Here is a 17259-nt window from a genome sequence, read left to right as displayed (position 1 = left end):
CCTATGAACGCACTGAAGCCCGCAGACCTATCGCTTTGGAAAGGCCGAAAAGATGAAAATCTTGGACGACCTAACTATTGGTATGAAATGGTGGAAGCGTCCTCGTTAGAGAAGTTAAAGCCTTCTGTCAATAAACAATTGGCCATTTTAGGCTATGCGGTGGATGAAGGTGTAAAGCGAAATCAGGGTAGGGTTGGAGCGATTGATGGGCCAGATGCCATCCGTAAAATGCTGGCCATTCTTCCAAACCATTTTCAAAGCCCAACTGATATTCTGGATTTTGGAAATGTAGTCTGCGCTGACGAAGATTTAGACGCAACGCACGGCCATTTAAGCATGGCTGTAAGCCAGTTGTTGAACCAAGGTGTATTCCCTATTTTACTAGGTGGAGGCCATGACATTGCTTATGCGCATTATACCGGAGTTCGTCAGTTTTTAGATGGGCAGGGGGAAAACCAAACCATCGGAATTATCAATCTCGATGCACATTTCGACCTAAGAAATAATAAAAACGGGAATACTTCTGGAACGCCCTTTTTTCAAATTGCACATGATTGTAAGGCCAAAAATCAGGCATTCGAATATTGCTGTTTAGGTATTCAGCGGTCTGCGAATACACAAACGCTTTTCAGTACGGCCGATGAATTAGGGGTTACTTATTTAGAGAATACGGAATATACCACAGAGCATTGGGCTGAAGTAAAAAACTGCTTGAATAGCTTTCTTCAAAAGGTAGATAAGGTCTATTTGACAATCGACTTGGATGGTTTTTCATCGGCTTATGCGCCCGGAGTAAGTGCCCCTTCACCAATGGGATTCTCACCTGATATTGTACTCAAAACACTCGATGTATTGATTGAATCTCAAAAACTAATCAGTGTAGATTTAGCCGAATTGAGTCCAAAGTATGACCAAGATAACTCTACTGCAAGACTGGCGGCTAGGTTGGTGCATTATTTGGTTTCACGTTAACGACTTATCGCTGATTTTCTAAAGGAACCTCCAAGGGTAGAATCCATTCAGCGTGACCGAAGAATGGTTTTTCCTGCGCTGCTAAATCTACATTCGGATCGATGATGTACTGGTATGCTCTTCCGTTAAGCGAAGCCAAAGCTTGTGCGTAAACTTCAACATCTACACCCATTCGGCCATACTCTTCTTTCAAAAACTTAGCAAACTTCCAGATCATTTGTGGGTTTCCGTCCATTTTTCGCTCCTGCCAATCTTGTAGGTAACCTCCAATATTGACTTCAATGAGCTCATCAGTAGCCTTGTTTTTCACCATAAACTCGGTACTCCCATCTTTGCTTCTCAATTTCATGTGCCAAGCATATTTATGGCCTTCTTCCGTCCAGTGAACATTTCCTTTAATAAGCAAATGGCGCATGGGTAGAAAAACCTGAATAGCGAAGAAAATTCCCAATCCGTATAAAATTACTTTCTGGTATTTTGGGTTAGGATTGAAGGCATTGGTTCCCTGAGTTTCATCGCCTTTGAACCCGATTTTCTGAATAAGCTTTCTTGGCCAATTGGGACTAAAGTATAAGCTTGTAGCGGCAATCATAAACCAAGGGAAAATACCGATTTCGAATAGCTCTACATTCATTAAATGGAAGAGGCAAATGGCAATGAAGCCAATTACTCGGCTGCGTTTGAATAGTAGAACAGGCACAACTGCTAAATCGAGTATTAGGCCAGAGTACGACATAATCATGACCATCCAATGCTCTGTAAAGTACTGCCCTATGACTGGAAAATTCTGGTCGCCTAAAAGCCAATCTTTGAGCGGATAGCCCCTAAGCCAGTCAGGATTTATTTTAGCAATCCCACCGAAGAAGTAAGGAATGCCCACTGTAAACCGAATTAACCACAGATTCCAACTGGCATTGTAGGGGCTTTTTATGCCCTTAAATATTTTAGAATCAATAGAAAAGCTACGGTGGGCTGGAATAAAAATGAGAATAAAACTGACGATAATAACCAAATAGAAATGGTTGAGGTAACGTGCCTGCTCTAAAAGAAAAGTATAAGTAAAGAGCAAGAAGAACAGAACGGTGCTGATTCTATACAGAAAGCCTATAGTGATGAAAATGGCCAATGCACCCAAAACATACCAAAGTATATACATTCCATTTTCAGACAATGGGCTTAGGTTGAATGGTGTGTAAGCAAAATTGAAATAGGGAGTGACCCAATAGCGCTCAATCCAATTGTACCCAAAATAACGAGTAACTTCCCATAACATAATGAGTCCGAACATTATTCTGAAAAGCACAATCGAAGCATTATCAACGGGAGCGAAGAGGTTTTTGAGTTTTCCCTTTCCTATAATTTCGAATATTTCTCCTTTACAGATTTGCATTGAATGAGATTGGATTGTACTCGGAGAGCAAATCCTAAAATATGTTTTGGAACTCTAAAATACAGAAGCTTTTCTAATTCACCCATTTAACCACCGCTTTCTAACATTATGGGCGGAAACGTGTTTCTATTACATTATCTGATTTTTTATGATGGGAATAAAAACATGGTGGAAACTACTGAAGCAGGCATTTAAAGGCTGGAACGAAGATGAAGCTTTTCGTCAAAGTGCAATTGTGGCGTATTATTCGATTTTTTCTCTTCCGGGACTTTTGATATTGCTGATCTCGATTGGAGGTGCGGTGTATGGTCAGGAGGCTGTTCAAGGCCGTTTGGTAAATGAAATTTCTGGAATGATTGGTTATGAAGCTGCACAGAGCATTGAAAATATGGTTGTCAGTTCTTACAGGAGTGACTCAGGCTTTATTATGCGAGCTGTGGGAATAGCTATACTATTATTTGGTGCTACAACGGTTTTCTTTCAATTACAAAAGTCGCTCAATAATATTTGGCGCGTTGAACAAAAGCCTGGTAGTGGAATTAAGAGACTTGTTTTTGACCGTGCCTATTCTTTGGGGCTCATTTTGGCCATTGGTTTCTTACTGTTAATATCGTTGGTGATCTCTGCTGTATTGGCTGCCATTAGCGAATGGATGAGCCGTCAATTTCCGGAATACTTGCTCGTGTTGGTGAAAGTGACGGACTTTGCCATTACACTGGGGATGGCCACCATACTTTTTGCCTTGGTGTTTAAGGTATTGCCTGATGTTAGTGTGAACTGGAAAAGTGTTTGGTCTGGTGCGTTTTTTACCGCCATATTATTCATCATTGGTAAGTTTGTTTTGAGCTTTTATTTTGGTCAAGCCGAGCCAGCTTCATCCTATGGGGCGGCAGGAAGCGTTGTGCTTATCATGCTTTGGATCAATTATACCTGCTTAATTATGTTTTTTGGAGCCGAGTTTACCCAAGCTTTTGCCGAGCACAAAGGTTATCGATTTAAACCTGCAGAGCATGCCAGATGGAAAGCACGGTACGAGAAAGATAAAGAGAAGTCTGGCGATTAAAAGTTTAGACCACTTTTAATAAATAGTCTTGAATCATTTGAATCGTTTCCGTTGGACGTTCATGCATGGCCATATGAGCGGTTTCTGGTAAAATGTAACCGTCAACATTTACTCGTTCTTCAATATGTTTTTCGGCCATTTCTAAAGGAACACGATTGTCGTTAGCACCACCAATAAATAAAGTTTGAAAAGGAAGGCTCTTCCAAAGTTCAAACCTGTCTTTTCGGATCTTCATGGCTTCGGTGTAAGCGATAATGGTGTCTAAAGGGCTTTGTAAGCCAATTGAAGTGGACAAATCGATTTCTTCCTTTAGCTCCTCTTTTCGTTTAGAATAAAAAAGTGAAGGAATAAACGGTTCAATGAATTTTGAAACCGGATGCTTTTTCAGAAATAAAATTGATTTATTTCTTCTGTGCTTTGCTTCTTCATCATCGGCCATGGCGGTTGAGTTGAATAAGCCCAGTCCTTGAATAAGGTTAGGATGTCTTTCTGCCAAAGCCAAGGCCACATATCCACCCAAAGAATGGCCAACAACTACGCATTTTTCCACCTGGATTTCAGATAGAAATCCAGCTAATTCATCAGCGACTTCCTCTAAAGTAATGTCTTTCTTCGGTAGTGGAGATTCGCCAAAACCGGGTAAATTGGGACAAATGATTTGAAAGTGTTCTGTTAGCTTATTGGCATAAGGAAACCACATGGATTTGTTTTCGCAAAAACCATGAATGAGAATGACTGGAAAACCTTTGCCTTGTTTTGTTGTCTTAATTGCTGGCATGAACTGTTTTAGCAAGCTTAACACCCATCATTTCGCGCACTGCATTGGCAATTCCTGCCTCATCAAAATTACATTCGGCATGTAATTGCTCTTGAGTTCCATGCTCTACAATGGCATCTGGAATACCCAAACGCTTAATTTGAGCACTGTAGTTATTGTCGGCCATAAACTCTAAAATGGTACTGCCAAAACCACCAACCAAACAACCATCTTCTACAGTCACTACTTTCTTGAAGTTTCTGAAAATGTCGTGAAGTAATTCTTCGTCTAAAGGTTTTACAAAACGCATGTCGTAATGTGCTGGGTCTAAACCTTCTTTGCACAACATTTCTCTTACCTTATATACGTAGTTGCCAATGTGGCCAATTGTAAGTATCGCTATATCTTTGCCATCGGCTATTTTTCTGCCTGTACCAATGGTGATTTTCTCCATTTTGGTACGCCATTCAGGCATTACGCCTTGGCCTCGTGGATAACGAATAGTAAAAGCTTCACCCTCTCTAGGAAGTTGAGAAGTAAACATTAAGTTTCTTAATTCTGCCTCATTCATTGGGGCAGCAACAATCATGTTTGGAATGCAACGCATGTAGGCGATGTCATAAGCGCCATGGTGAGTTGGGCCATCGGCACCCGCAAAACCAGCTCTGTCTAAAAAGAAGTTTACAGGCAAATTTTGAATACAGACATCATGGATTACCTGATCGTAAGCGCGCTGCATAAACGAGCTGTAAATATTACAGAAAGGAATAAGCCCTTGTGTAGCCAGTCCAGCTGAAAAAGTAACAGCATGTTGCTCTGCAATTCCTACATCAAAAGCCCTGTCTGGCATGGCTTTCATCATAATGTTCATCGAAGAACCAGAAGGCATTGCAGGCGTAATGCCCATGATTTTGTCGTTCTTTTCAGCAAGTTCCACCAAAGTATGACCGAAAACATCCTGGTATTTAGGTGCTTCGGGCTTATCGCTAACTTTTTTGAAAACTTCGCCTGTTACTTTATCAAACTTGCCCGGTGCATGCCAGGTAGTGGCATTACCTTCTTCGGCAGGTTTGTAGCCTTTTCCTTTTACGGTTACGCAATGTAAAATCTTTGGACCTGGAATTTTCATCAGATCGGTCATTACACTGGTAAGGTGATGAACATCATGGCCATCTACTGGGCCAAAATATCTGAGGTTGAGCGACTCAAAAAGATTGCTTTGTTTTAAAAGCATGGTCTTCATCGAGTTTTCAACCTTAGAAATAATCTCTTGTGCACTTTTTCCGAATTTGGAGAACTTACTTAGTAACCTCCAAACGTCATCTTTTACCCTATTGTAAGTTTGAGAAGTCGTAACATCCGTCAAGTAATCTTTTAAAGCCCCAACATTTGGGTCGATTGACATGCAGTTATCATTGAGGATAATTAGCAGGTTACTATTAGAAACCCCAGCGTGGTTCATGGCTTCAAAGGCAAGGCCTCCTGTCATAGCACCATCGCCAATTACGGCAATATGATGACGGTTATCTTTTTTGTATTGGTTGGCCATGGCCATGCCCAAAGCGGCAGAAATAGAAGTAGAAGAGTGGCCTACTCCAAAAGCATCATACTCGCTTTCTTTTCTTTTTGGGAAGCCCGAAAGGCCTTTATAAATTCGGTTTGATTGGAAAGAATCTCTTCTTCCAGTTAATATTTTATGTCCGTATGCTTGGTGTCCAACATCCCAAATGAGCTGATCTTTTGGTGTGTTAAATACATAATGGAGAGCTACAGTAAGTTCTACCACGCCTAATGAAGCGCCAAAATGGCCTCCGTAAACAGATACGTTGTCAACAATAAATTGTCTTAATTCATCACAAACCTGAACAAGGTCAGCTTGATCTAATTTTTTAAGATCATCAGGTGAATCAATTTTACTAAGCAGCTTTCCCGGTTGTATCAGCATTTGATTTTGGACTAAATGAATTGAGAACTTAAATACGCACGAATTGTTTGAGCCGGATTTTTTTGAAGGAACAAAATTAGAAAATATTTTGAGTTAGTCGGCTTCATTCTCTTAATCCTTATATATTTGATTCACAACAATTCAGAATCTTTGAGTTTCGAAATCAAACTACCGCTTTTTGAGGGTCCATTCGATCTTTTACTCTTCTTTATTCAGAGGGATGAGCTTGATATTAATGACATCCCAATCCACAAGATAACCAAAGATTTTTTGGATTACCTCCATCATTTAGAACAATTGAATGTGGAGGTGGCGAGCGAGTTTATTTTAGTGGCGGCTACTTTAATGCGTATTAAAGTGAAAATGCTTTTACCACGCCCTGTATTAGATGAAGAAGGGAATGAGGTTGACCCTAGAGATGAGTTGGTCAGGCATTTACTTGAGTACAAAAAGTATAAGTCTGTGGTGGAAAGTCTGGCCCAAATGGAGAATGACCGCATGCAGATGGAGTCGCGAGGCAACGTTGTAGGTGAGCTCAAAAAATTAGCGGAAGGCAATAATGTTGAATCCGAAATGCAAGATTTGGATCTCTATAAACTGCTTAAAGTTTTCCAGAAAGTGATGAGCCGCTATGAGGTAGAGCAGAACAAACCTAAGCATGAGGTAATTCAATATCCTTATACCATTTCATCGCAGAGAGACTTTATCATGGCTAAGCTTACCGAAACTCCTCGAATTTCATTTGTGGATATTATCCAGTTAGAACCAAACAAAATCGCGGTAATTTTTAACTTCCTCTCCATCTTAGATCTACTTCAAATGAGAGAAATCACTATGCATTTGGGTGAAGGCTTCAACAATTTTTGGATTGAAAAGGTTGAAGAAGAGTTGGTAGAAAAATAATGGAAGTAGATTCTAAAAAAGCACTTCGCACCCTGAACCCTAGAAATGTCTGGCTTCCAGTAATCATCGGATTGGCAATCGTTACCTTTATTGCCTTTCGTGATGATAAACTCAATGACGAATCCTTGCAGTCCATGTTAAGGATATCTGTTTTGGCTATTGTTTTGGCTTTCGTTTTTCTAATTTCTAAAGACCTTTTAAATACAGCCAGAGTAAAGTTAGTTGGAGGAAAATCGTTTACCACTAAGAAAGCACTGCGGATTGTTTTTCTCTGGGAATTTGCCGTTGCGGTTGTCCCTCCCCTTATCGGCCCCATTGCTGTGGTGGTTTATATCATTCATAAACATGGTGTAGATGTAGGTAGAGCTTTGGCTTTTGCCCTGCTCTTGGCTATGATGGATAACATATTTTTTCTGACCGCTTCTCCTATTGTCTTACTCTTAACCAATGGTGCTGCCTTGCCTCAGTCCGAATTGATTCAAAATGAATTGGGCGGAAGTCTGTCGTATTTCTTTTACCTAAGTTATGGCCTCATTGCTTTTTATATATCGTTTAAAATTTCGGCTTTGCTTCTATTTCCTTCGGTAGTAAAAAATCTTTTACAGCGAATTGCTAAGTGGTCATTTTTAAAAAAGTGGGGAGAACGCTTATCGAATAGAGCCGATGAGCTTTATGAAGTATCAAAGGAATTAAGGGGTAAGTCTGTTGCCTTTTGGCTAAAATTAATTGGACTCACTTATGCCATTTGGCTTGTTAAGTTCGGGGTGTTGAATATGCTAGTGGTGGGCTTTGTTCCTATTAGTATAAATGAACATTTTATGCTTCTGAGCCGACATCTGATCATGTGGTTGGTGATGCTTGTTTCGCCAACGCCTGGCAGCGCAGGAACAGCCGAATACATTTTCCCTGCTTTTTTCGAGGAATTTTTAGGTGAATACACCTTTGTGGCTAGCTTGATATGGCGCCTGATCAGTTTTTATCCTTATCTAATTATTGGTGCTTTGATTTTGCCCGGCTGGATAAAAAAGTTAGTGGTGAAAACTAAATAAAAAAAGCGGCCATTAGCCGCTTTCTTATTCTGAATAGGAAGTTAAACCTTAGAATCTTTCGAATTGAGAGAAGAAGAAGCTTCCTTCAATTGCTGCGTTTTCATCAGAATCTGAACCATGTACTGCGTTAGCAGAAATTGATGTTGCATATTTTTTTCTGATTGTACCTTCTTCTGCATCAGCAGGGTTGGTTGCGCCTATTAGCTTTCTGAAATCGGCAACAGCATTGTCTTTTTCAAGAATAGCAGCTACGATTGGCCCAGAAGACATGTATTCGCAAAGCTCACCATAGAAAGGTCTTTCACTGTGTACTTCGTAAAATTTACCAGCGATTTCAGCGCTTAATTTTACATATTTCATTGCTACGATTTTGAAGCCAGCTTCTTCAATCATATTCAAAATTCCACCAATGTTACCTGCTTCTACAGCGTCAGGCTTAACCATTGTAAACGTTCTGTTTGTTGCCATTCTAATTATGTGCTTGTTGTATTTTCTTAATTTGGCTGCAAAAATAGAAGATTAATTCGGATGCTCTAACCTGATTCTTAATATTTTAACTTATTTAACAATAGGTTAATCACTGTTAAATCATTGTTTTAGAAGCTTATTCTTATCAACTTTGCCGGCTGACTGGTATACTGCTTTGGCAGTATTTGTTGTTAATGGGAGATATAAATTCTTTAATCAAACAGCTGAATACCTCGAATAAAATTGTGATTACTACACATCACAAGCCTGATGCCGATGCTTTAGGTTCTTCTTTGGGGATGGCTAACTACCTTATTAAAAAGGGACACAACGTTAAGGTGATCACGCCAAGTGACTACCCGGGATTCTTGAATTGGATGAAAGGGAACGATAACGTTTTGGTTTATTCTGATGAGAATTCAGAGCAAGTTCAACGCTTTATTAACGAGGCCGATACTATTATCACACTCGATTTTTCTGTGTTACACAGAATTAACGAAATGGGAGAAATGGTGAGGAATGCAAAAGCCTTTAAAGTAAATGTGGATCACCATCTAGAGCCTGAAGATTTTGCAGACTATAGACTGTGGGATACTAAAGCGGCTTCAACCTGCGAACTTTGTTTTGAGTTAATTGTGATGTTGGGCGATAAGGCCTTGATTGATAAGGATATTGCGGAATGTCTTTATGCGGGAATCATGACCGATACTGGTGGTTTCCGTCACCCAAATACCACTCAAAATGTTCATGAAGTGGTGGCTGAATTGATAGGTATAGGGGCCGATAATGCCAAAATTGCCAAGGAAATTTATGACACCAACTCTCTTAACAGGCTTAAGTTTTTGGGTTTCGCACTAAGTCAAAAACTTGAGGTTCTCCCCGAATTTCATACGGCCTACTTTGCCATTACAAATGATGAACTCAACCAGTTTGAGTCGAAAACTGGAGATACTGAAGGTTTAGTGAATTATGCCCTTTCTCTTGAAGGAATTGTTTTGGCGGTTTTGTTTAAAGATAGTGGTGATGGCATAAAAATGTCATTCCGATCCATTGGCGAGTTTCCTGCTAATGAAATTGCTTCTAAATATTTTAATGGAGGAGGGCATAGAAATGCGGCTGGTGGTAAAACCGAAGGAACATTAGAAGAAACGGTAGATAAATTCAAGTCGATTTTGAAAGATTATAAACCTTTGCTAGATAGCGAAAAGAATGAATAACCACTTAATTGAGGTAAAACACAAGGATAGAATTAGATATGAATAGGATGAATAAATACATTGTGGTAATGATTGCCCTTATTGGGTTCTCTGCCTGTAAGTCTGAGGTGAAATTTGTTGAGTCAGAGCCAGGTGTTCAGTACAGGTTAGTTGACGAACGAGATGGAAAAAAACTTGGGCCAAATCAAGCAATGTTACTTGACCTTAATAGTGTGTATAAAGACTCCGTAGTCATTAACCCTAAACCAGTTGGTGGTTTCTTCATCAACCCAGTAACGGGTGTTCCCCCTATGTTGGGTAAAATTCTTCAGCCTTTGGGCGAAGGAGATAGCGTACAAATCAAGTTTGATTTAGCACAGTACTCAATGTTGACTGGTATGCCTATTACTCCAGATTTAGATACTGCTGAATCTGTCTTCATGAATATTAGAGTTCTAGAAATCAACGATGAACAAGCTTTCGTTGAGCGAGCGCAGACTGAAATTGAAAGAGAAAGTGTAAAGCAGCTAGAAAAGGACAAAGCAATTATTGAAGAGTACTTAGCAGAAAATAACTTGACGGCTGAAAGTACTGAAGAAGGCCTTTATTACATTATTAAAAAGGAAGGTAACGGATCGAAACCACAAGCGGGTCAAACGGTTTCGATAGACTATGTAGTTCAATTATTGGACGGAACGTATATTGATACAAGCCATAAATCCGTTGCAGAAGAGCATGATTTTTACAATCCTCAAAGAGAGCCTTACGAACCATATACATTTCCTTTAGGGCAACAAGCCGTAATTGCGGGATGGGATGTAGGTATTCCTTATTTGAATAAAGGCGCAAGTGCCATTTTCTTTGTTCCTTCGGGATTGGCTTATGGCCCAGAATCAAGACCTGGTAGCCCAATTCCTCCAAATGGAATTTTGATGTTTGAGGTTGAGTTGGTTGACATTAAGAATTAAAAAATAAACTGATGAAAACGATTAGAATTTTCTTGGTGTTGGGCATTGTAGCCTTGGCTTTTAGCGCGTGTAAGCCAGAAGAGGTTTTCGATACAGAAGAGCAATTTGTTAGAGATACTGTTTTAATTGAGCAGTATTTAGCTGATAATAATCTTGAGGCAGAAGTAGATGAAAGCGGTATTCGCTATATAATTACCGAACAAGGAACAGGAGATAATGCCAAATTTGGATCAACTGTATTGGTAAAGTATACAGGTTACTTATTGGATGGTACCACATTCGATACCAATGTTGGTGGTGCAGATTCTTTTGATTTTGTGATTGGTCAAGGCGCTGTAGTGCAAGGCTGGGATATTGCTTTTAAGCTATTTAATAAAGGAACTGAAGCTACAATATTTATTCCATCAAAATATGGTTATGGAAATGTTGGAAACTTGTTCATTCCCGCCAATTCAGTATTAATCTTTGAGGTACGTGTAGTAGATATATTGGGCAACGATTAAGGTTTTGTTGCCGAAGAATTTGTAAACGGGGTCGCTTTCTAAAGGCGCCCCGTTTTTTATTTGTAGTGCTTAACTCTTCTTGAAATAGAGTTTCATAAGTTCATTTCCCATTGGGCGTTTCCAACTCATTTCGCTATTACTAACTTCTATTTCCCAATTGGTTCGAGTGTTCTTTTCATTGCTGATTATAGAAAGCGTAGGTAAGTAAACATCCCTTTGGCGGTTGGGCTTAGATTTTTGTCGTACACCAAAACCTTCTCAATTACCCATAATCCTGTAATGGGCGGAGGAGTGAATGAAATATTCTCTGTTTTCTCATTTACAATTTGTGAGACATTTTGTGCATTGCATGGCCTAATAAGAATAACAGATAGAAGCAGAGTCAATAAATATTTCATTAGTGCCAAGAGTAAATAGATGTATAAGTGAAATTAGAGGATTTGCCTTGTCCTTCAAAATCCATTTCATGCCTTTAAATTTTCTTATCTTCGTTTTCAAATTAAAAGAATATGAAAAGAAAGAATATAGCACTTTTCGCTTTGTTGGTCATGGGCTTTTGGGCTTGTCAATCGGGAGAAAATGTAACTGAAGAAAAAGTATTTATTGATACGCTCACCATTGATCGGCATTTGAGTGTATTGGCTTCCGATGATTTTATGGGCAGAAAGCCTTTCACCGAAGGAGAAGAAAAAACGATTCATTACTTAGAATCAGAACTAAAAGCGATGGGCTTAAAGCCTGGGAATGGCGATAGTTATTTTCAGGAAGTGCCTTTGGTGGAGATTACAGGAACGCAATCACCAACCATGACCGTAACAGGGCAAGGAAAAACGATGAGTTTCGAAACTGGTAACGATGTAGTAATCTATACCGAAAGGGTAGAGGAAGAGGTTTCTGTTAAAGATTCTGAGCTTGTATACGCAGGTTTTGGTATTGTGGCACCTGAATATGGCTGGAATGATTATGAAGGTTTAGACGTAAAAGGGAAAACGGTAGTCGTTTTGGTAAATGACCCTGGCTTTGGGTCGGGCGATAGCACCTTCTTTAAAGGGGATCAAATGACTTACTATGGCCGATGGACATACAAATATGAAGAGGCAGCCCGACAAGGAGCGGCTGGGGTTCTGATTGTGCACGAAACCGTTCCGGCTGGTTATCCATGGTTGGTGGTTCAAAGCTCTTGGACTGGCGCAAAGCTAAATTTAGACGATGCCAATCCTCCATATAAATGTGCAATTCAGGGATGGATTACTAGAAATACTGCCGTTCAATTGTTTCAAGCGGCTGGAATTAAGGATTACTCTAGCTTGGCCAAAACAAAAGGGTTCAAACCTGTGGCTATGGGCTTGAAAGCCTCTATGAGTGTTAAGAATGAAATCAAAAGAGATATGTCGCACAATGTGGTGGCCATGGTTGAAGGAACAAAACGTCCTGATGAATATGTGATTTATTCTGCCCACTGGGATCACTTGGGAGTAGGGGAGCCAGTAGATGGCGATTCTATTTATAATGGTGCCCACGATAATGCCAGTGGAACTGTAGGCTTGCTTACTATAGCCGAAACTTTTGCTAAAATGGAAACCAAGCCAGAACGTTCTGTGGTGTTTTTATTTGTAACGGCAGAAGAACAAGGTTTACTAGGCTCAGCTTATTATGCTCAAAACCCAATATTCCCAGCCAATCAAAGTGTAGCGAACATTAATATTGATGGACTTCCGGCCTATGGCGAAATGAAGGATTTGACCATAACGGGCTATGGACAATCGGAACTAGATAATTACGCCAAGGCCGAAGCTGACAAGCAGGGGCGTTATGTAATCCCCGATCCTGATCCAGCAAAAGGTTATTTCTTCCGTTCCGATCATTTTAATTTTGCCAAAATTGGTATTCCAGCCTTGTATGCTTCGGGTTCATATGAGTCGAAAGAAAAGGGAGTGGAGTTTATTGAAAGGAAAACGCAAGAGTATTTAGATATTCGATACCACCAGCAAGCCGATAATTATTTGCCTGAAGAGTGGGATTTGAAAGGGATTGCCCAAGATGCTGTGCTACTGTTTAATGTTGGCAATAAGTTGGCGAATGAGACCTACTTTCCTAAGTGGAATGACGGGTCGGAGTTTAAAGCGAAACGAGATGAGGATATGAGTTTAAAAAAGAAGTAATTCCTTTTTCACAATAAAAACGAAGGCCGATTGATTATTCAGTCGGCCTTTGTTTTTGCTTTACTTTTTCACTTCCAGCAGTTCAATTTTAAATTTTAAGTTGGAGTTAGGAGGAATTCGAGTCGACCCTATATTTTGATAACCATAAACAGAAGGAATAAAGAAAGTGCCACTGCCGCCCTCTGTTAGTATTTGTGTGGAAATATCGAAACCTAAAATCACCATGCCCCGGCCAGCTATAAAACCAAAACGTTCATAAGTTCTGTTTGGGTTAAAAATGCCATTGTTTGTGGCTACTTGTTCTAAATTGGTGTCTACAAGGGTGCCATCTAAAAGGTAGAGTTCATAATTAACATAGACAGTATCGTCTAGGGCTACTGTTTTTCCATTTCCCTCATTAATAATAATATACCTAATGTCCGTTTCGTGAATTTGAACGGTTAAATTATTGGTAGCAATATAACTGTCGATTGTAGCAAGATCGATTGGCAATTGTACATTGGGGTCGTATGAGGGGCCAAAATCATCTGAACACGATTGTGTTATGGCCATTATAGCAAGTGCTCCCAACAAAACTTTTATTCCTTTCATAGTCTGATTATTTGCTCAATTCGAGCGGTCATTAATTTTTGTGTTGTCTAAGGCCATTAGACCCCCAATTGAAATCAGAGGTTGGAATAGCGCTTGTTAAGGACGCACAAATATATTGGAAGCAAACAAATAAGAGGAGTTTATGCTGTTTTAACTTTTTTGGTAAGAAAAACTGGTAAGCATACAAACACCGCTATGGTAGAAAACATAAGTCCACCTATAGTGCCAATGGCCAATGAAAACCAGAAAGCCTCGTTTTCTCCTTCAAGTAAAAAAGGAATTAAGCCAAAACAGGTAGAAAGTATAGTGAGCATGATGGGCTGCGCTTTACCCATTACTGCCCTTAAAACTGCTCGGTTATATTTTTGCAACTTGGTGTTATTAAGGTCATTCACGATAAAAATGGCTGCGTTTACTACCAAGCCCCCAAGCATTACGAAAGATGCAAAACCACCTTGGTCGAAAGGGAAATCGAATAAAGAGAAAATTAGAAAAAGGCCAATGAAGGAAATAGGGATAGTGACAATAATGTAGAAGGGCTGTTTTAGGTTTTCGAACAAAATGGCACAAATCACAAAAATACCAATAATCAAATAGCCTAATAAACCATATTGCTTTGCTTCTTTATCGAATCTATATAAGCGATCTTGGGTGTCTATTTGATACCCAAGAGGAAGGGCCAACTTCATTTCTTCAATCATTTTGTCGCGGTATTCAGCGCCAAATTTTGCTGACCCTAAATACTTGAATCCTAACTGCCTTAAATATTGTCGGTCCACTTTATGGATTTCATTAGCTCTTTCTTCAAAAGCCATTGTAGCGTAGTTGTTGATTTTCACTAAACGACTGGTGTCAATAGGTAGCGCTTCTTCCATTAAATCATATTTGGAAAAGGCTTTGGCATTCATGGCCTTCACAAAAACTGGAGTGAGTTCGTTGTTTAGGTTGGCAAATGCCTCTGATCTGTCTGGTAATGTAAAGTCAGTAAGCACATTGGTAACAGCCCCTCTATTAATACCTGCCTTGGCCATTCTGTCCACATCAAAATAGAGTACATATTCATTTCCTTTTACGGCACTGCTATATCCATAGCTAATTTGCTCATTGGTTTTTACTTCCTGTATCCTCTTATGGTTTTCAAGTTTTTCAGCTAAAATGTCTGCTTGTGTACTTAACTGGTCGTAATTATAACCTCTCATTCGAATGGAAAACTCCTGATTCTCTCCATTTTCTCCACCTATACCAAAATATCGGCCTACACCAGAAATAGCCCACTTTACCCCCGTTAAATCAACCGATCGGGCTTGTAACCGCCCCTTGAGTTGATAAGGCAATGCAGAAAATTCATATTCTGGTTTAAAGGTAATTCGTACTGTGCCTGTTAAGTTATTAACACTGGTAATGTATTTGTCGATACCCTTCACTCCATCAATGTATTCCTCTACTTTTTTGATGACATCGTTTGCGTCTTCCAGTGTGGTGCCCATAGGGAGCGTGGCCTGTACTATTATTTGGGTTTGGCTATTTTCTCTATAACCTGATCTTCCGTATACTTCAGTTTTAAATTTGCGGTAGGCGCCACCTAAAATTTTATCCGTGATTGGGCGGATATCATCTTGGTATTTATCGCTACCAATGGTTTTGTTATACCATTCATGTCCTTCCCATTGCAGGGGAAGCTGGAAAACGGGTAAACCAAATCCTAAAATAATAACCACAATAAAAGCTTTTCTGTACCGAACCATAAAGCCTATGGATTTAGAATAGCCTCTAAACCATTTTACTTTTCTTCGCAGTTGACCTACATTAAATGACTTGCTCGCGCTCATTTCTTTTTTGAATAGCAGCTGATAAAGTGCAGGGGTGAAGAACAAAGCAATCACTAAGGAAACGGCCAAATTGATGGCTACCACAATCGAAAAATCAGAAAGGTTTCTCCGGTCTTCTTCTGGTAAAAGTAGCACCATTAAAAGTGCCATAATTGTAGTTAAGGAAGCCGCTAAAAGTGCTACAAAAATGCCTCGGTTTTTCTTACGGTACATATGATCCATCATTACAATGGCATTATCTACTATCAACCCAAAAGAAATGGTGAGCCCAGCAATTGAATACATATGGAGCTCAACATCAAGAACATATATAATGATGGCTGTAATACATAGGTTGACGGTAATGCCCATAAAAAGGGTGACTAAGTACCTTGGGTTACGGTTAATTAGAAAGATGAACAACAATAGAATAATAATTGAAAGAGAGGTTCTTTTGTAGATTTTGTCCATCTCTTCATTTAAAAACTCGGTGTCGTCTTGTTCTAAGAAAATAGAAATATCGGATTGCAGGGTAGCTTGTAACTCCTCAATTCGATCACGGATTTGCTTAGCGAGCACAATTTTATTCACACCCTCTCGGGCGTAAATGCGTAAATTAATCGCGTTGCGACCATTAATTCTGCTATACCTTGTAGGTTCTTGTTCTTCAATGTAAACCTTGGCTACATCTTTTAAGTAAAGTTCCTTGCCTTCAATATTGCTGATAACGGCTTGCTCCAAATCTTCCAAACTAGTAAGTTCAGACGAGCTTCTGAAGTAGAACTGCTGACCCGCAGGATTTTTGATCATTCCTGGGTAATTTCTGTCTTGAAAAAGCCTTAAGCTACTTACTATATCGCTTTTCGAAAGACCGTACCTCATTAATAGCAGGGGGTCAAAATCAACTGTTATTTGTAATTCGTTGGCGCCTGTTAACTCGGTACTCTTAATCTCATTGATGTACGATAGCGGCTTTAGGATGTACTCATCTACATCCTTTTTGATTTTGTAAGAGGCATAGGGGCCGTTGATGGAATAGAGTAATATCGGAGACTCAGTTTTGTTCTGTACTTCTCCGCCACGCTGCTCAACCATCGGGTAACTCATGTTTTCGGGTAACTTCTTATAGAGGTTCCGAATCAGTGAATTGATTTCGAACTTACGGAACTCCATATCTTCTCCTTTGTCAAAAGATAATTCGATGCTTCCGCTATTGTCTCTAGAAACACTGGTGACCTTGTTTACCCCTTCAATTTGAGAAATTGCGTTTTCAAGTGGTGAAGTGGCCAAACGTTCCACGATGTCTGGTGATGAATTTGGCAAAGTATAAGAGATAGTAATAGCCGGCTTTGTATAGCGTGGTGTGAAATTAACATTCAGCTTTGGGATAAAAGCGATACCGATCATCGCTAGAACCACAAATACTATTACCATTCGAAAAGGTCGCTTCATCTTGAAAAATAATAAGCTCTTAGATATTCAAC

15 protein-coding genes are annotated in these 17259 nt (G+C 39.6%); 8 read left to right on the top strand and 7 right to left on the bottom strand.

Going from position 1 to position 17259, the window contains the following annotated elements; genetic code table 11:
* Positions 1-3: 3 nt before the first annotated feature.
* A complete protein-coding gene (gene hutG / locus MB14_RS01395; RefSeq protein ID WP_062587901.1) occupies positions 4-972 on the top strand; it encodes a formimidoylglutamase in 969 nt (322 codons plus the stop codon).
* A gap of 4 nt (positions 973-976) precedes the next feature.
* Here the strand turns inward: hutG and MB14_RS01390 are convergent, their stop codons facing one another.
* Positions 977-2362: an HTTM domain-containing protein gene (locus MB14_RS01390; RefSeq protein WP_062587899.1), complete on the bottom strand. Its 1386-nt coding sequence runs from the start codon at positions 2360-2362 to the stop codon at positions 977-979.
* Positions 2363-2510: 148 nt separating this feature from the next.
* Here MB14_RS01390 and MB14_RS01385 point away from each other — a divergent pair, with 148 nt between their 5' ends.
* Entirely contained in the window at positions 2511-3425 is a 915-nt protein-coding gene (locus tag MB14_RS01385; protein ID WP_062587897.1) for a YihY/virulence factor BrkB family protein, read from the top strand.
* A 4-nt stretch (positions 3426-3429) separates the two neighbouring features.
* Here the strand turns inward: MB14_RS01385 and MB14_RS01380 are convergent, their stop codons facing one another.
* Entirely contained in the window at positions 3430-4203 is a 774-nt protein-coding gene (locus MB14_RS01380; RefSeq protein WP_062587895.1) for an alpha/beta fold hydrolase, read from the bottom strand.
* Positions 4190-6127 (bottom strand): 1-deoxy-D-xylulose-5-phosphate synthase, encoded by a 1938-nt coding sequence (gene dxs, locus MB14_RS01375; RefSeq protein WP_062587893.1) that lies wholly within the window; start codon positions 6125-6127, stop codon positions 4190-4192. The genes MB14_RS01380 and dxs overlap by 14 nt, the downstream gene beginning before the upstream one ends.
* A gap of 150 nt (positions 6128-6277) precedes the next feature.
* Between dxs and MB14_RS01370 the strand changes: the two genes are divergently transcribed.
* On the top strand, positions 6278-7030 hold the full coding sequence (locus MB14_RS01370) for a segregation and condensation protein A (RefSeq protein WP_062588165.1): 753 nt from the start codon (positions 6278-6280) through the stop codon (positions 7028-7030).
* Positions 7030-8079: a lysylphosphatidylglycerol synthase transmembrane domain-containing protein gene (locus MB14_RS01365; protein WP_062587890.1), complete on the top strand. Its 1050-nt coding sequence runs from the start codon at positions 7030-7032 to the stop codon at positions 8077-8079. The genes MB14_RS01370 and MB14_RS01365 overlap by 1 nt, the downstream gene beginning before the upstream one ends.
* Before the next feature lie 48 nt (positions 8080-8127).
* Here MB14_RS01365 and MB14_RS01360 read toward each other — a convergent pair whose 3' ends face one another.
* Entirely contained in the window at positions 8128-8547 is a 420-nt protein-coding gene (locus MB14_RS01360) for a nucleoside-diphosphate kinase (protein ID WP_053223610.1), read from the bottom strand.
* A gap of 194 nt (positions 8548-8741) precedes the next feature.
* On the opposite strand from MB14_RS01360, the gene MB14_RS01355 reads away from it, so the two are divergent.
* Genes MB14_RS01355 through MB14_RS01345 form a run of 3 tightly spaced genes read left to right on the top strand, consistent with a single transcriptional unit; the run spans position 8742 to position 11214 of the window.
* A complete protein-coding gene (locus tag MB14_RS01355; RefSeq protein WP_062587888.1) occupies positions 8742-9764 on the top strand; it encodes a DHH family phosphoesterase in 1023 nt (340 codons plus the stop codon).
* Positions 9765-9811: 47 nt separating this feature from the next.
* Positions 9812-10711: an FKBP-type peptidyl-prolyl cis-trans isomerase gene (locus tag MB14_RS01350; RefSeq protein WP_062587885.1), complete on the top strand. Its 900-nt coding sequence runs from the start codon at positions 9812-9814 to the stop codon at positions 10709-10711.
* An 11-nt stretch (positions 10712-10722) separates the two neighbouring features.
* The gene (locus MB14_RS01345) at positions 10723-11214 is read left to right on the top strand and encodes an FKBP-type peptidyl-prolyl cis-trans isomerase (RefSeq protein ID WP_062587883.1); all 492 of its coding nucleotides are present in this window, start codon (positions 10723-10725) and stop codon (positions 11212-11214) included.
* 185 nt (positions 11215-11399) lie between these two features.
* Here the strand turns inward: MB14_RS01345 and MB14_RS18885 are convergent, their stop codons facing one another.
* Positions 11400-11612, bottom strand: a complete 213-nt coding sequence (locus MB14_RS18885; RefSeq protein ID WP_132644098.1) for a hypothetical protein — start codon at positions 11610-11612, stop codon at positions 11400-11402.
* Between the two features lie 111 nt (positions 11613-11723).
* Here MB14_RS18885 and MB14_RS01340 point away from each other — a divergent pair, with 111 nt between their 5' ends.
* A complete protein-coding gene (locus MB14_RS01340) occupies positions 11724-13376 on the top strand; it encodes a M28 family metallopeptidase (protein WP_062587881.1) in 1653 nt (550 codons plus the stop codon).
* Positions 13377-13436: 60 nt separating this feature from the next.
* On the opposite strand, the gene MB14_RS01335 is transcribed toward MB14_RS01340, so the two are convergent.
* Together MB14_RS01335 and MB14_RS01330 are read right to left on the bottom strand one after the other, a co-directional pair.
* Positions 13437-13967, bottom strand: coding sequence for an FKBP-type peptidyl-prolyl cis-trans isomerase (locus tag MB14_RS01335; RefSeq protein ID WP_062587879.1), 531 nt, complete (start codon positions 13965-13967; stop codon positions 13437-13439).
* Between the two features lie 140 nt (positions 13968-14107).
* Positions 14108-17227, bottom strand: a complete 3120-nt coding sequence (locus MB14_RS01330; RefSeq protein WP_062587877.1) for an efflux RND transporter permease subunit — start codon at positions 17225-17227, stop codon at positions 14108-14110.
* Positions 17228-17259: the final 32 nt, after the last annotated feature.

This window comes from Roseivirga ehrenbergii, from assembly GCF_001593005.1.
Lineage (GTDB): Bacteria > Bacteroidota > Bacteroidia > Cytophagales > Cyclobacteriaceae > Roseivirga > Roseivirga ehrenbergii.
This window is presented reverse-complemented; position numbering and strand designations above follow the sequence as displayed.

What these genes read in the sequence shown, in the direction of transcription:
- MB14_RS01360 (WP_053223610.1), bottom strand. Translation starts at nt 8,547, where the DNA reads ATGGCAACAAACAGAACGTTTACAATGGTTAAGCCTGACGCTGTAGAA.
- MB14_RS01380 (WP_062587895.1), bottom strand. Translation starts at nt 4,203, where the DNA reads ATGCCAGCAATTAAGACAACAAAACAAGGCAAAGGTTTTCCAGTCATT.
- MB14_RS01340 (WP_062587881.1), top strand. Translation starts at nt 11,724, where the DNA reads ATGAAAAGAAAGAATATAGCACTTTTCGCTTTGTTGGTCATGGGCTTT.
- MB14_RS01365 (WP_062587890.1), top strand. Translation starts at nt 7,030, where the DNA reads ATGGAAGTAGATTCTAAAAAAGCACTTCGCACCCTGAACCCTAGAAAT.
- MB14_RS01390 (WP_062587899.1), bottom strand. Translation starts at nt 2,362, where the DNA reads ATGCAAATCTGTAAAGGAGAAATATTCGAAATTATAGGAAAGGGAAAA.
- MB14_RS01385 (WP_062587897.1), top strand. Translation starts at nt 2,511, where the DNA reads ATGATGGGAATAAAAACATGGTGGAAACTACTGAAGCAGGCATTTAAA.
- MB14_RS01350 (WP_062587885.1), top strand. Translation starts at nt 9,812, where the DNA reads ATGAATAAATACATTGTGGTAATGATTGCCCTTATTGGGTTCTCTGCC.
- hutG (WP_062587901.1), top strand. Translation starts at nt 4, where the DNA reads ATGAACGCACTGAAGCCCGCAGACCTATCGCTTTGGAAAGGCCGAAAA.
- MB14_RS01345 (WP_062587883.1), top strand. Translation starts at nt 10,723, where the DNA reads ATGAAAACGATTAGAATTTTCTTGGTGTTGGGCATTGTAGCCTTGGCT.
- MB14_RS01335 (WP_062587879.1), bottom strand. Translation starts at nt 13,967, where the DNA reads ATGAAAGGAATAAAAGTTTTGTTGGGAGCACTTGCTATAATGGCCATA.
- dxs (WP_062587893.1), bottom strand. Translation starts at nt 6,127, where the DNA reads ATGCTGATACAACCGGGAAAGCTGCTTAGTAAAATTGATTCACCTGAT.
- MB14_RS18885 (WP_132644098.1), bottom strand. Translation starts at nt 11,612, where the DNA reads ATGAAATATTTATTGACTCTGCTTCTATCTGTTATTCTTATTAGGCCA.
- MB14_RS01355 (WP_062587888.1), top strand. Translation starts at nt 8,742, where the DNA reads ATGGGAGATATAAATTCTTTAATCAAACAGCTGAATACCTCGAATAAA.
- MB14_RS01330 (WP_062587877.1), bottom strand. Translation starts at nt 17,227, where the DNA reads ATGAAGCGACCTTTTCGAATGGTAATAGTATTTGTGGTTCTAGCGATG.